General features: G+C 63.6%; 8 protein-coding genes. 7 read left to right on the forward strand and 1 reads right to left on the reverse strand.

Annotation, left to right across the window (positions count from 1 at the left end; translation table 11 throughout):
* Positions 1–175: 175 nt before the first annotated feature.
* Complete coding sequence (locus UCD39_RS13185; RefSeq protein ID WP_330496451.1) at positions 176–1,537, forward strand: IS5 family transposase; 1,362 nt, start codon at positions 176–178, stop codon at positions 1,535–1,537.
* A gap of 450 nt (positions 1,538–1,987) precedes the next feature.
* On the opposite strand, the gene UCD39_RS13190 is transcribed toward UCD39_RS13185, so the two are convergent.
* Entirely contained in the window at positions 1,988–2,755 is a 768-nt protein-coding gene (locus tag UCD39_RS13190) for a sulfotransferase family protein (RefSeq protein ID WP_330496452.1), read from the reverse strand.
* A gap of 238 nt (positions 2,756–2,993) precedes the next feature.
* On the opposite strand from UCD39_RS13190, the gene UCD39_RS13195 reads away from it, so the two are divergent.
* The 6 genes from UCD39_RS13195 to bcsA all read left to right on the forward strand — a co-directional run bounded on the left by UCD39_RS13195 (position 2,994) and on the right by bcsA (position 15,056).
* A complete protein-coding gene (locus UCD39_RS13195) occupies positions 2,994–5,159 on the forward strand; it encodes a hypothetical protein (protein WP_330496453.1) in 2,166 nt (721 codons plus the stop codon).
* A gap of 63 nt (positions 5,160–5,222) precedes the next feature.
* Positions 5,223–6,197 (forward strand): hypothetical protein, encoded by a 975-nt coding sequence (locus UCD39_RS13200; protein WP_330496454.1) that lies wholly within the window; start codon positions 5,223–5,225, stop codon positions 6,195–6,197.
* Positions 6,198–6,223: 26 nt separating this feature from the next.
* On the forward strand, positions 6,224–7,189 hold the full coding sequence (locus UCD39_RS13205; protein ID WP_330496455.1) for a sulfotransferase family protein: 966 nt from the start codon (positions 6,224–6,226) through the stop codon (positions 7,187–7,189).
* A gap of 230 nt (positions 7,190–7,419) precedes the next feature.
* Positions 7,420–8,550 (forward strand): family 8 glycosyl hydrolase, encoded by a 1,131-nt coding sequence (locus UCD39_RS13210; protein WP_330496456.1) that lies wholly within the window; start codon positions 7,420–7,422, stop codon positions 8,548–8,550.
* Positions 8,551–9,804: 1,254 nt separating this feature from the next.
* The gene (gene bcsQ / locus UCD39_RS13215) at positions 9,805–10,620 is read left to right on the forward strand and encodes a cellulose biosynthesis protein BcsQ (RefSeq protein WP_330496457.1); all 816 of its coding nucleotides are present in this window, start codon (positions 9,805–9,807) and stop codon (positions 10,618–10,620) included.
* The gene (gene bcsA / locus UCD39_RS13220) at positions 10,617–15,056 is read left to right on the forward strand and encodes a UDP-forming cellulose synthase catalytic subunit (protein WP_330496458.1); all 4,440 of its coding nucleotides are present in this window, start codon (positions 10,617–10,619) and stop codon (positions 15,054–15,056) included. Before bcsQ ends, bcsA begins: the two co-directional genes overlap by 4 nt.
* Positions 15,057–15,064: the final 8 nt, after the last annotated feature.

Consider the following 15,064-nt stretch of genomic DNA (forward strand, 5'->3'; position numbering starts at 1 on the left):
TCGTCGTCCGTGAATGATCGCTAAGGCGCTGTCATAGCGGGTGTTTCGGCGCCCGGTGAGTAATCTGGTTTGCAGGAAAGCGGGGGCTCGACCTCCGCTTTCTTGCGATTTGGGGATCCCCTTTTGGGCCGTTTCGTGATTCGATTCCCCCTGTGAACAGCGGTGGGAACAGGCCATGTCACGACCACGGGATACCCGACAGAAAGACCTTCTGCGTCCAGCCCTGGACCAGATCATCGACCTGAAGCATCCACTGGTGGTGCTGGCGGGGAAGATCGACTGGGGCTTCCTGGAACAGCGTCTGGGGGGCGTCTACAAGGGCGGCCCGGGCCAGCCGCCGCTGCCGGTCCGGCTGATGGCAGGCCTGCTGATCCTGAAGCACATGCACAATCTGTCCGACGAGGTGCTGACCGCCCGCTGGGCGGAGAACCCCTATTTCCAGTTCTTCTGCGGCGAGGAGGTCTTCCGCCACGACCTGCCTTTCGACCGGTCGTCGATGTCCCGCTGGCGCCAGCGTCTGGGCGAGGAACGGCTGGCGGCACTGATCCAGGAGAGCCTGCGGGTGGCCCAGGCCACCGGCGCTCTCAGCACCAAGGACTTGGCGCGGGTGGCGGTGGACACCACCGTCCAGCCCAAGGCCATCGCCCACCCCACCGACGCCCGCCTGACCCACAAGGCCATCGACATCGAGAAGTTGGTCGCCTTCGCCAAGGACAACGGCATCACGCTGCGCCAGAGCTATCTGCGCGTGGCCAAGAAGGCCGCCATCATGGTCGGCCGCTACACCCACGCCCACCAGCACAAGCGGGCCAATCGCCAACTGAAGTTCCTGCGTACCCGCCTGGGCCGCCTCATCCGCGACATCAACCGCAAGATCGCCGCCAAGGGGGACGCCGAGGCCCCGGAACTCCTGGCCCACTATGGCCCCTTACGTGACCTGGCCATCAAGATCAGCATGCAGACCCAGCGCCAGCGCGGGCAGAAAGTCTATTCCCTCCACGCCCCCGAGGTCGAATGCATCGGCAAGGGCAAGGCCCGCGCCCCCTACGAGTTCGGTTGCAAGGTCAGCGTCGCCGTCCCCATCACCAAGCCCAAGGGAGGGCTTTTTGTCCTCCATGCCCAGGCCATCCACGGCAACCCCTTCGACGGACACACCCTCGCCAAGGCCGTCGCCGACATCAAGGCCAACACCGGGCGCGATCCAGACCGGGTCCACGTCGATAAGGGCTATCGCGGGCACGACCATCCCAACAAGTTCAAGGTCTGGATCACCGGCCAGGTCCGAAGGACAACCGCCGCCATCAAACGAGAGATGAAGCGCCGCGCCGCCATCGAGCCCATTATCGGCCACCTCAAGGCCGAACACCGCATGGGGCGGAACTATCTCAAGGGACGCAGCGGCGACCGCATCAACGCCATCCTCGCCGCCGCCGGCTTCAACTTCCACCTCCTCATCAGGTGGCTCAAAGACCTTTGGCGTGCCCTCTTCCTGCTCATCCAAACCCAAAGCAAAATGGCCCTGATCAGCTCCAATTGAGCCAATCAGGGCCATTCTTCACAGACGACTTTGTCTAATTTGGATAGAAGCATATCTTCCGTGTCGGATGTAGGCAGCACACTCCGCCGGCTGGAAGCAGTCTAGGGCCTGTGGGGATTCATCGTGAGTTGATGACGGTGGCAGCGAGGAAGATCATCGCCTCGAAGCTGAGGTCGGTATTGCACGCACGCATGGCGATACGCTTGAACTCCTTGAGCTTGCAGAAGAAGTTTTCGATGACCTGCCGCCAGGTGTGGATGGCAGCGTCGATCTTGAGCTTCTATGGGCGGGTAGGGTGCTGCGAGATGACGCCCTTGGCGCCACGGTCATTCAGTTCGGCGATCAGCCCGTCAAAGGCGATGCCGTCGATCAGCGGCGGCACCAGCATGAAGCTGCTCCAGACATTTGGTCCATGGTTTCCAGGGGATGGGGGCTCATAGGGATGCGATCCTAAGGCTCGGCCAGCCAACATGACAGATTGATCCCCAGCAGGTGGCCCAAAGTCCCCACCGTTTCGCCATACTGGTCGATGAGGGCGCGTCGCAGCGGTGGCGGCAAGGGGGCTGACGGTCCCTCGAACACTGGCTGACGCAGAGATTCTTCCGGGACCTCGTCGTAAAAGCCCGCCTCGACGCCGATGTGTTCACACAGCCGGGACAGGAAGGCGTGGGGCTGGGATCGCAGGTCGTCGAAAAGGGCGATCATCAGTTGCTCGGCGGGAAAGACGGACCGCCAGCGCCGGATCGCCTCCGCGTAAGCGCCACGGCGGCGGGAGCCGGCGGACCGGAAATGATCCAGGAACCAGCGCTCGGACGCCTCATCCATGGTCATTTCGGCCCTTAGGACCGCCATGCGTGCCGCCGACCATGCCCGTTCGATGGGGTTGCGCAACACATAGAATAGACGCAGGTCTGGACAAAGCGCGTGGATTTCGTGAATGGTGTCCGTGTCGATTGTGGCGTAGGCGGGGGTAATCTCCCCAGAGTATAGACCTGGCTGCCTGGGCCCGAATTGGTCCAGCCACCAAGTCACGCCAAGCTCCCGGCGGGCATCCCAGAAATGGATCTCCTTGCCTGCTGGAAATCTAACATGAGGGTGGCGCGACAGGTTTTCATAGATCCAAGTCGTGCCGGACTTCTGTGCGCCGATACCTAAAAAACTCGGTCCTATCACCGCGACGCGTCCATGTCCTGGTGCCCAATCAGTGAATAGGGGCATAGCCCCACCTATCCACCCACTATATGACTTTGTTCGACCCCCTCGGACAAGAATTTATCTGCTGAGTGAGCCACCGCCGGGGAACACAACTTCAACTGCTTTGTTTCTCCGCCGTCAGATCCGGTGGCTCCCCGGTACGCTTGTTGTGCCGTGCCGTTCATGGTATCGAGGCAAGTAGCGGGGCTTCTCATGAGGCAGTATTGGGGGGAGGTTTCTGCCAGTTGCGGAGAATAAAGGGGTGGGAATATTGCGCGTTTTATGCTTTTCGGATTTCTCTAGTAACGTTGTCATTATTTTCCCTCTGCACGGGGATGATTGCCGTCCTATCGGTAGTGTCACGCTGACGACGGCCCAGCGGGTCTTCGATCAGGTCGAGGATGTGTCCGTCCTGATCGGCAACACCCCCTTCAAACCTTTTGTTTGCTCAGCTCTGCGGTTGTCACATCTCGAAATCGACGCCGGCTGGGCCGAGATACGAATCAGCCATCCCGGCGGCGAGGTAGAAGTCGCCAACGTCCAGATTGCGGCGCCTGGCGTCGCTGTTCCGTCGCCTACGGCCTTTTCCAACGAGGCGCTTCGCCTCACGGTGGACCATCTTCGCGTTTCCGGGTTGCCGCTGGCCCACGCGCTGGCCTTCGCCAATCTGATGGCCGTCTCCGCGGCCGCTGGGGCCTTTCCCGACCGCGCACCGGCAGTCGCAGGTGATGCCCCGGCGGATCCGGTCGCCGCCGCGATCGCCCCCCATTTCGATGCTGATTTCTACAGGGTTGCGTATCCAGAGGCCCTGTCGGACGGTGCGGCTACGTCCGCTGCTGCCCTGTTGCGGCAATACTGTGAGGCCGGCTGGCGGCAGGGGCGCAACCCTTCCTCTTCCTTTGATACCGCCTACTATCTGGCCACCAATCCCGATATTGTCGAAGCGGGTGTCAACCCATTCTGGCATTATATCGTCGCCGGCAAACGGGAAGGCCGGCGGGGATATCCGCTAGACAGGCGCCGGCGGGCCATGTTGCGGATTTTGTCCACTCTCGAAAAAAGGGACGCCGCCCCCGCTCATCCCCCCCTCGCCGTTACCGTGATGTCCCGGGCGCGCTTGACGGAGGCGCTTGCGCTTGGGCGATCGGTCCAGGGCGCTGAGGCAGCGGAGGGCAACTTACGGGGTGTGGTTGTCGCCATCGACCATGGCGTGGCAGCCGTTCCCATGGGCGGTGCCAGCGTGCAGGTCCCAAACGAACAACGCCGCTTCAGCGCACTCGGTTACCGCTACATCCATCTCCGCCCCAGGGTGTCGTCGTCGGTGATCCAGGGTGATGAGACAGCGGGGAATTTTATCGAGGTGTCGGTTGATGGCGAGCGCATGGGCTTATCGGACTACGCCGATTTGGCCGATATTCTGGCCGAGCGGTTGGGTGTCCACACGCTGCACCGCATCTTCGTCGTCCATGGCATCCTAGGCCATGACGTGGTGGGCGTGATCGCCGTGCAGCGGGCGCTGCAGCCGGCGCGCAACTGCTTCTGGTTGTGGGATTTTTCATCCCTTTGTGCCAATCCCCTGCTGCTGCGCAACGACCTCTCCTTCTGTGGCGCACCACCGCCGGATACTCCGGCGTGCGGCGTTTGCCTGTATGGCAAGGCTCGGCGCCGCCATCTGCCCCTTATGACACAACTGTTCAAGGCCATTGATTTTGAGGTGGTGGCGCCGTCGCGGTCAGCGCTTGACCTTTGGTGGAGGACGGCAACCCTTCCATTTGGGTCGAGCGTCGTGCTGGCGCAGAGCCACGTGATAGAACAGGGGGGGCGTCGTCTGTTGGGTGGCGACGACGCCCTGCCGGGCCTGCCGGATGCTCCCGTCCGTGTCGCCTTTGTCGGCAGTCCGAGCTTTCCCGACGGATGGGAGGTTTTTGAGGAACTGGTCCAGACCCTTCAGGACTGTTTCAGCTATCGTTTCTATCATTTCGCTCCGCCGGCTTGTTTCCGTAAGCTGGCTGGGGTCACCGAGGTCCCTATCCTTGCGGCGGAGGGCTTCGGAATGACTGCCCCCGCAACGGCCGTGGGCGCACGCAGCCTGGCGCACGCCCTGGAGACACATGGGATCGACCTGGTCCTCGCGCTGACCGTCCTGCCGGAAACCGTGTCATTTGTTGTGCATGAGGCGGCGGCCGCGGGGGCGGGCGTGATAGCGTTCGCGGACAGCGGCGATGTCGCCGATGCCATCCTAGAGCAGGGTCGCGGCCGCGTGTTCGCCGGCGACCGCGCCATGCTTGATTTCTTTACCACTTTCGAGGCGGTCGCCCATGTCCGGGATCGGCTGCGGGAGGGAGTGGCCACGGGCCGGGTGGAGTACGGCGATGCGACGGCGGCGGTCGTCGGCGGGCTTGAGGACATTGTCAGGATTGAGGGCTAAGGCATGTCCAGCGTCCATTGCTTCACCAGCTTCACCTACAGCTACCTGTCCCGGGCCAGGGTATTGGCCCAGACCCTGCGCCACGTCCATCCCGACTGGACCATCTGGGCTCTGATAGTCGATGATCTGCCAGAGGGTGTGCCAGCGGAAGAGGCCCATGCCGGGTTTGACCGGGTGGTCTTCGCGCGCGACCTTGGCATCCCGTCCTTCGACAGCTGGATTTTCCGCCATGACCTGGTAGAGGCCTGCACGGCGGTAAAGGGCCCGATGCTGGTGGAGATGCTACGACAGGGATGCGACACCGTCGTCTATCTCGACCCGGACATCGCGGTGTTCTCGTCCCTTGATGGCGTGCTGTCCCGTCTGGATGATGGCGCCATCCTGCTGACACCGCACCAGATTGATCCTAACGACACCCCATCCGCTGTCGCCGACAATGAGTTGGGGTCGCTCCGGCATGGCATTTACAACCTGGGCTTCATCGCCGTCTCGAACAGGCCGGAGGGGCGTCGCTTCGCCCGCTGGTGGGCGGACATGCTGGGGCAGGCGTGTTTCGACGATCCGGCCGCGGGGCTTTTCACCGACCAGAAATGGTGCGATCTGGTACCGGCCTTTTTCGACGGGGTGCGTATCGAACGCGATCCCGGTTGCAATGTCGCAAGCTGGAATCTGAGCCGGCGGCGAGTTGAGATTGGACGGGACGGCGGCATTCGCGTCAATGGCAGCCTCTTAAAATTCTATCATTTCACCAAGGTCAACGCCAACGGCGACGCCATGACCGAGCGCTACGCCGACGGTAACACCCATGTCCACGAGATTTGGCATTGGTACAAGCGGGCCATCGCCGCGCAGGAAATGCCTGGCATTCCCAAGGGATGGTGGGCGTATGGCCGGTTTGACAACGGCATGGCGGTTTCCAAGGCCATGCGCCTGCCGTTCCGGAATGACCTGGGGTGGGCCACCGCCTTCCCCAGCCCTTGCGCACGGGGGCTGGTTCGTATTTCGACTGGTTGCTGCGGGAAAAGCCGGAGCTGGTGAGGTGGGCCGCCACCGGCTTCGTCGTCATGGGCATGCACCGCAGCGGGACATCGGCGCTTGCCGGCTTGTTCGGCGGCCGCGGCGTTTGCGCGGGCGACCGGTTCATTCAGGCCAGCCAGGATAACGCCGACGGCTATTGGGAACATGAGGAACTGGTCACCCTTAATGACCTCCTGCTGTCCGCCGCCGGAACCGACTGGCGCACCATCGACGCGGTTTCCGGCGACGATATTCGGCGTGCAGGTGCTTCCTTGACGGACCGCGCGGCCGCCTTTCTCACGGACCTGGCGCGCGCCCGGCCGCTCTGGTTCATGAAGGACCCCCGGCTGTGCCGCACCTTGCCATTCTGGCAGCCGCACCTTGATGCCTTGCCGGTGCACATCTGCTACCTGCATGTCATCCGCGATCCCTGGTCGGTGGCCCGTTCCCTGGCGAGCCGCGATGGAATGAGTGCTGCGCACAGCCACCTGCTGTGGGCCCTGCACAATCTGGAAGCTGAGGCTCAAACGCGGGGACGGCCCCGGGTTTGGTTGCATTTCGATGCCATGATCACGGGCGGCGACCCGGTCGTCTTAGCAGCCATCCGGCAGCATCTGCCCGAAGGCATCGTACCCGCCGTAGAGGGAACGGAGGGGCCGACCATTCGCCCCGATCTGGTCCGTGCCGCCGGGGCGACCGATGACGCCACCGGGGCGCCCTTCGACATCGGCCGCCTGTATACCCTGTTGGGCGCGCTGTCGCAGAATGACGGCCAAGCATCCCTGCTGGCGGATCTGGACGCCATGCGCGCCCAGATCACCACCCAAATCCTGACGTACCGGTCGCTGTTGCTGAACGATGAACGGGACGAATTACGGGCCCGCGCGACCGCCATGGCTATCCAGGCGCAAGAGCGGTTGGACCTTTGGCGTCAGACGGACGAACAACTGCGTATTGTAACGGAGCAGCGCGATCGCGTCCTACGTTTGCTGCAAGAGCGCAAGGGCCAATAGTTGCCATATATCAGGGGCGCTCAGCCTGCGGCGCAAGGACCTACCCGTGTTCTGAGACACCAGTAGCGTTTGATTCCATTGGGAACTGCCAGGTCGCTTGAGGTCCTCGCGACGATCGTCGCTCGATCTCCGACGGGGCATTCACGTCGGCCAGCGCGGCGTTGTCCGCCTGACGCGAGGCTGCGGTGCCTGCAAGGTATTCGTCGAATTTTTCTCCCTGTTCAATACAAATGTCTGTTGAAATCCGGCTGTGGCTTCCTGTATTTGAAATTGAATATTGCTTTCTCGGTGTGATTGCTAATGCGTTCATTAATGGAATAATGAAATCGGGGGCGGTTGTGTTAAGCCGGAGGGGGGTTGTCGCGGGTTTGGCGGGCATGACCGCCATTTATCCCGTTTGGGCCATGGATATGCCTTTTAGCAATGCCTGGTTAACCTATCGCCGCCGTTTCGTTCGCGCCACGGGCCGCGTTGTCGATACGGGCAATCATGGCATCAGTCATTCCGAAGGGCAGGGCACCGGTCTTTTGTTCGCGGTTGCCGCCGATGACCACGACAGCTTCGCCGCCATTTGGGAATGGACGCGGGCCAACCTGCGGCGTGACGATGGCCTGCTGGCCTGGCGATGGTTGCCCGATGGCCCCGTGCCGGTGCCAGATCACAATAACGCCGCGGACGGCGACCTTTTGACGGCTTGGGCCCTGGCCCGCGCCGCGCGCCGATGGACGGTGCCGGACTATCGGGAGGCCGCGCTGCGTATGGCGGCGGCGATCCGGGGAAAGCTGTTGGTGCCCGGGGGGCGCGGGGGCGCGCCGCTTTTGCTGCCCGGCACCCAGGGCTTCCAGCATGAGGACGGGCTGACGCTCAATCTTTCTTATTATGTGTTTCCGGCCTTCCAGGAACTTGCGGCGTTGGAGCGGATGGCGGCGGTAGCGGGCGCGGACCAGGCCTGGCAGGCCGTTGCCAGGGGCGGCCTGGACCTGATCCGTGAGGCGCGGTTCGGGGTGCATTCCCTGCCGCCGGATTGGCTCCTGCGGCATCAGGACGGGGAACTGGTGCCGGACCCCCGCTTTCCGCCCCGGTTCGGGTATGACGCCGTACGCATTCCCCTTTATCTGGCGCTGGCCGGCCTTCTCACCCCGGACTTGGCGGCGCCCTTCCGTGCCCTGTGGCTGACCGCGCCGCCCCCCGGCTGGGTGGATTTGGTGACTGGCACCGTGGCGCCCTATACTGAACATGGCGGATACTTGTCGGTCGCAAAACTTATTGTTGACGGTTCTGCGCCCGCCAGAGATCTGACAGCGGAGGATGACTACTTTTCGGCCAGCCTGACGCTGTTCGCGCAACTCCCGCTAGCGTAACGCGGTGGGCGGCCGTGCGCGGTCGCCGCCGTGGTTCCAACCCGGGCACCGTTCAGCGACAGCACGCCTTTTCCATCGATTATGGAAAGGGACTGTTCCGCTTAGAACGAAAAGCGGCATATCGACGTCATCCCCCCGCTTGCTCCATTGCGCCCCGCTGGCTGCAAAAGCCATGACCTGTCCGACGTGTCCATGGTGTCCGACGTGTCCGACATGTCCGGGGGCGCCAGGAGCGACCTGAATCTACAGGCGTAACCCGCGTGGATTAACGCGGAATTCACTTGGCATGGGCCATGCATGGCGATGGTGGGCCGGTGCTTTCCGGGCCGCGGAGGGGCTTAAGGGGCGCTGAGGTGTTTTTATGTCGCAGGCTTTGAATGATAGATCTGTTGTGCAGAAGATTTTGGAGGTGAGGCTATTTATAATAACAAAAGTGGGGAAATATTTTTAAATATGGAATTAATATAGGATTAATAGTTAAGATCCTGCCGATTATTGCGGAAACCTCCCTGTAGAGCGGTATTTTTATTTACGTCGCTTCTGTCGGCGGATGGGCTTTGTTGCATTAACTACAATTTTATATAAGTACGGCGAAATTTGAATGCGTCGGAGATGGGAGCATCGAATTTTTCGTACCTCATTTCTAGGCTATCTATCCGAAAGGATACGCCTGGAAGGCTTAGGAATCCTTTTGACGTGGCTGGCTTTAAGTTTTAGATAGGCGTCAACCAAGAAAGCGCAGAAAAAGGGCCTGTAAGAATTTGTCATTATTTGACAGATTTGATTGCTGTCCCTATTCGCCTTTCAGAAGATGAGTGGCGGTTGAAAAATGAAGGACGACATTCGGAGTCTTTTGGTTAATTCCGGCATGCCCGATTTTCCATATCGGGAATTCCAGGAAAATGATCAAATCCGAACCCATGGTTTCACTACGAGCAATAATGGAAATGCTCGCAGTGTTGATCGCCGGGTTGCTCGCGATGAGGCCATTTCTCACGGCGACTATGTGCCCTTGGGTCTGGCGCCGGAAAGCTTCGCCATCGCGGCTTGGCCGGCCGACGCCTCGGCGCCGCGGCGGCCTGCTTCCTCGGGACGCACGTCGATTGCGGAACTGTTCCAACGGTTGGCGCAGGAGCCACAGGACGGCAGCGAGTTCAGGCCCCCATTCCCGTTGAGGTCTAGTTCCGCCGAGGGAAGCGGCAGCGCCTTGAGTCCAAGGCGCGTCTCGGGCTTTCCTACCTTTTCGAGGCGATCATGCCCCTGATTGTTATCTCCTCCCCCAAGGGAGGGGTCGGTAAGACGACCCTTGCCGGCAACCTCGCGTTCGCCCTGGCCCAGGCCGGTGAGCAGGTGGTCGCGCTCGATTTCGACCCCCAGAACTCGCTGCGCCTGCATTTCGGCCTGCCCATCAACACGCCCGGCTTCGCCCAGGCGCCATGGACCGTGGCTGGTCGGCCGCAGCTTTCCACCCACATGGTGATGGGTGTGCGGGTCCTGCCTTTCGGGCACGTGCCGAATATCGAGTTGCCCCGACTGGAGGCGCGGGTCCTGGCGGGAGAGGGGGCTTTGGCGGCGGAATGCGCCCGGATGGCATCCGGCGGGGCCTATGTCGTCGTCGACCAGGCCCCAGGCGTGTCGGTGTATCTGGAGGAAATGCGGCGCGCGGCCGATCTGGAATTGGTGGTGCTGTTGGCCGACGCGGTGTCGCTGTCGCTGGTGCCCAAGATCGAGTCAGGCCATTTCACCACCGGGCGGCTGCCGTCCAGCGTCGCGAAGCGCTATGTCCTGAATCAGGTCGATCCGGCCCGGCGGCTCAACCACGATGTCGCTTCCTTGCTGGGATCCCTGCTCAAGGATGGCATAGTCGGCGCGATCCATCGCGATGAATGCGTGGCCGAGGCTGCCGCGGCGCAAAGTCCGATCCTGAGCCGCAAGACCGCGTCGCGCGCCGCCGCCGATATCGCCGACCTCGCCTCCAAGGTGCGGGCCCTGGTCCCGCCGCCTGCCGCATCCTCTCCCCAAGCAGCGCCCGGCTTCGGCCGCCGCGCCCTGAGATGGTGGACCCGATGAACCAGTCTCCCCCGTTGCCGCCGGTGCCGTTTGTCAGGCGTCTGGCTTTGTCGTGGCTGGAGCCGGGCACGCCCGTCCACCTGGTCATGCTGGCCCTTGGATGCGTGCTTGCCGTTGGTGTTGTTGTCACCCCCCTGTACTTGAAGGCGCAGGTCGCCCTGGGGGTTGGCGCGGTCCTGATGCTGCTGGTGCTGTATGGCCGCCGGTCGCGGGAGGTGTCGGTCCTGCTGTGCGTCACCTCGTCGATCTACACCGCGCGTTACCTGTGGTGGCGGATGACGGACACGCTCGTCCTGTCCCATCCCGCCGAAGGACTTTTCAGCATTCTCCTCTTCCTGGCGGAGATCTATGCCGGGCTGGGCATGGCGCTGGGTTATGTCCAGAGTGTGTGGCCCCTGGGGCGGACGCCGGCCCCGTTGCCCGAGGACATCGCCGCGTGGCCGACCGTCGATATCCTGATTCCCACCTATAACGAGCCGCTGGAGATCGTTCGCCAGGCCATCTGGGCGGCGCAGGACATCGACTGGCCGGCGGACAAGATGCGCATCTATGTGCTGGACGACGGCAACCGGCGGGAGTTCAAGGAGTTCGCGGCGCGCAACGGTGTCGGCTATCTGACACGGTCCGACAATCGCCACGCCAAGGCCGGCAACCTGAACGCCGCCCTGGCCCGCACGGATGGGGAGTTGGTCGCGGTGTTCGATTGCGACCACGTTCCCAACCGCGCCTTCCTGCAGATGACTGTGGGCGGTTTCCTGCGCGATCCGAAACTGGCCATCGTCCAGACCCCGCATCACTTCTATTCCCAGGACCCCATCCAGCGCAACCTGACCCGAGGCCACGAACTGGCGGGGGAGGGCCTGCTGTTCTACGGCCTGATCCAGGACGGCAATGACCTTTGGAACGCCTCCTTCTTCTGCGGCTCCTGCGCGGTGCTGCGGCGCGAGGCGTTGGCAGAGATCGGCGGCTTCGCCGTGGAGACGGTGACCGAAGACGCCCACACCGCCCTGCGCCTTCAGCGCCACGGCTGGAACACCGAATATCTGCGCCTGCCGCTGGCGGCGGGCCTGGCGACCGAGCGGCTGGTGCAGCATCTGGGGCAGCGGGCGCGCTGGGCGCGCGGCATGGTCCAGATCGCGCGCCTGGACAGTCCGTTGTTGGGGCGCGGGCTCACGCTGCCCCAGCGTCTCTGCTACCTCAATGCCATGCTTTATTATTTCTTCGCGTTGCCGCGCATTGTCGTGCTGACCGCGCCGCTCTGTTACCTGCTGTTCGGCATGAACATCATTGGCGCCAGCCCGATCGTCGTCCTGGCCTACGCCATCCCCCACCTCATCTTGTCCGTTGGCGTGAACCAGAGGCTGCAAGGGGCCGTGCGTCCGCTTTTCATGGCGGAGGTCTATGAGACCATGTTGGCGTTCCATCTGCTGGTGCCAACGCTGCGCACGGTGCTGAACCCCTACAAGGGCGCCTTCAACGTCACGCGCAAGGGCGACATCCTTGATCGTGACCAGTTCGATGGCCGCTCGGTACTGCCGCAACTGGCCACGTTGCTGCTGCTGCTGGCCGGTTATATCTGGGGCATTGGGCGATATTTGTACGAGGGAATGCAGGGCCAGGACGTGGTGGTCTTGGTGGCCAACCTGTTCTGGGCCTTCTTCAGCATCGCCATCCTCGCGGCGGCGGCGGCGGCGGGGGTGGAAAAACGGCAAGTGCGCCGGCAGGTCCGCATCGGTGCCCATCTCAAGATGGCGGTGACGCTGCCGGATGGCCGCGCCTTTGTGGGCGAAACCCGGAACATCTCCATGGGCGGCGCTTTGCTGGCGATGGACCATAGGCAGTCGATCGACGGCTTTGCCGACAGGGTCACGGTGGAGTTGACCGCCCGGGGCCTACCCGTCCTGTTGCCGGCGCGTGTCATCGAACAGCGGAACGGCACGGTGCGCCTGGCGTTCGATGATCTGGACGATTGGCAGCACCGGCAACTGGTGCGCGCCATTTTCGGGCGCGCCGACGCCTGGCTGGACTGGACCGGCCAATCGGTGACGGGGGTCCGACGGTCGGCGTGGGCGATCATGTGCAATGGTTTCGGCCTGATCGCCGCACGGCGGCGGGCCCGGCGGACCGGCGGCTTGATGGTCGCTTTGGGTCTGGCGGGCCTCTTGCTGCTGCCGGCGGCGCGGGCGATGTCCGCGCCGGCCCATCCGGGCAAAGCCACCTCCGCCCCGTTCGCCGCGGCGTCCCCGGGGACGCCGTCCGAGGGGGCGGCGGAGGGCGAGCCCACCGATGCGACGCCGCTGGAACCGGCGCGCGGCGAGGTGCTGACCCTGACGGACCTTGGCGCCGGGGCGCTCACCTTCCACGGGGTGCAGGATTTCCGTACCGTTGACTTTCCCATCCGCCGGGATGATGTCGTCACGGCGGCAAAGCTCAGCCTGTCCATCACCAATTCGCCGGCCCTGCTGAAGGACCTGAGCCAGCTCAAGGTCCTGCTGAATGACGAATTGCTGACCACCATTCCCCTCAATGCCGCCACGGCCGGCGGCCAGGTGGTGGAACTGCCGGTCAATCCCCTGCTCATCCAGCAGGACAACCATCTGACCTTCCAGTTCATTGGCCACTACGCCACCGGCTGCGAGGATCCGCTACATTCCAGTCTCTGGGCCCTGCTCAGCGCCAATTCCAGCCTGCGGCTGACATTGCAGCGCCTGCCGGTGGCCGCCGACCTGTCCATCCTGCCCCGTCCGTTTTTCAACGATCATGACAGCCGGCCCCTGGCGCTGCCCTTCCTGCTGGGGGATGAGCCTTCGGACGGTGTGCTGCGGGCGGCGGGCATCGTGGCCTCCTGGTTTGGTGCCATGGCCGATTATCGTCCCGCCCGCTTCCCATCGTCGGGTCGCCGCCTTCCGCCGGACAACGCGGTGATCTTCGCGACGCCGGCCAGCCACCCGGTGGAATTGGACCTGGGGGTGGTGGACGGCCCGATGGTGGCGGTGCGGTCCAATCCCGTGGCCCCCAACCGGCGCCTGCTGCTGGTTATGGGCCGCAATGATGAGGAACTGCGCACCGCCGCGCTGACCCTGGTGCTGGGCGCCTCCGCGCTCAACGGCGCGGAGGCGCGGGCGACCCCGCCTTTGCTGGTGCCGCGCCAGCCCTACGACGCGCCGCGCTGGCTGTCCCTGAACCGGTCCGTCCGGTTGGGTGAGCTGGTGGGGGCCGACGTGCTGCAAAGCAACGGCATGGCGCCGGGCCCGATGCAGGTGCCGTTCCGCCTGCCGCCGGATCTGTTCGTCTGGCAGAACCGGGGTGTGCCGCTGCATGTCAATTATCGGTATCCGGGTGGCAAGTGGCTGGATATGGAACAGTCCCGCCTCGATGTCTCCCTCAACGGGACCTATGTCACCAGCCTCAAGTTGCGCGAGGACGGCCTGACGGACTGGTTCCGGACCTACGCCCTGGGGGACTACACCGCGCGCCAACGGATGGTGGAGGTGCCGCCCTACCTTTTCTATGGCCGCAACCAACTGCAGTTCATGTACTCGCTGCAGCCGGTGGATCGGGGCGCCTGTCACGGCACCACCCCGGACAATCTGCGCACGGGCGTCGATCCCGACAGCACGCTGGATCTGTCCTCCGCCCACCATTTCGCGGCCCTGCCCAACATGGCGTCGTTGGCCAGCGCGGGTTTCCCCTATAGCCGCATGGCCGATCTGTCGCAGACGGTGGTGGTGCTGCCGGAAAGGCCGCAGGCGGGGGATGTCACCGCGTATCTGGGCATGATGGGACTGATGGGCGCCAGCACGGGCATGCCCGCCACCCAGGTGACCGTGCGGCGGGCGTCCGAGGGGAAGGCCGGTCTTGAAGACCGTGACCTGCTGCTGATCGGCGACACGGCGCATCAACCCTTGCTGCGGGACTGGGCGGCGGCCGCACCCGTGCGCATCACCGACGATGTCATGGCCCTGAATACCCTGTCGCCCCTTCAGCGGCTGACCCAGTTGCTGGATGCCGACCCGGTATCGGCGGGGGTGCTCACCGATGGTGATGCGGAGCGCGTCCTGGTCAGCGGTACGCAGCTGGCCTTGATGATGGGCTTTGAGTCGCCGCTGACCCCCAAGCGCAGCGTCGTGGCGTTGACGGCGGGGAACGCCGACCTGCTGCCGGGCCTGGTCGACGCGCTGCGGCAGCCACGCACGGCGCCCAGGATTCAGGGCGACCTGGTCATCCTCAATCGCGCCGAGGTGTCCAGCTTTCAGGTTGGGCGCCGCTATTGGGTGGGTGATCTGCCGCCCCTGATGTTTGTGGTGTGGGGGGCGTCACGCCATCCCATCCTGGTGCTCGGCGCCCTCGGTCTGGCCATCCTGCTTATTTCCGTTCCGTCCATCCGCTTCCTGCGCCGCCGGGCCCAGGATCGCTTGGCCCGCACTGGTTCCTAAGGGGCGTC

It is taken from the genome of Nitrospirillum karajorum (assembly GCF_036348415.1).
Classification (GTDB): domain Bacteria; phylum Pseudomonadota; class Alphaproteobacteria; order Azospirillales; family Azospirillaceae; genus Nitrospirillum; species Nitrospirillum amazonense_B.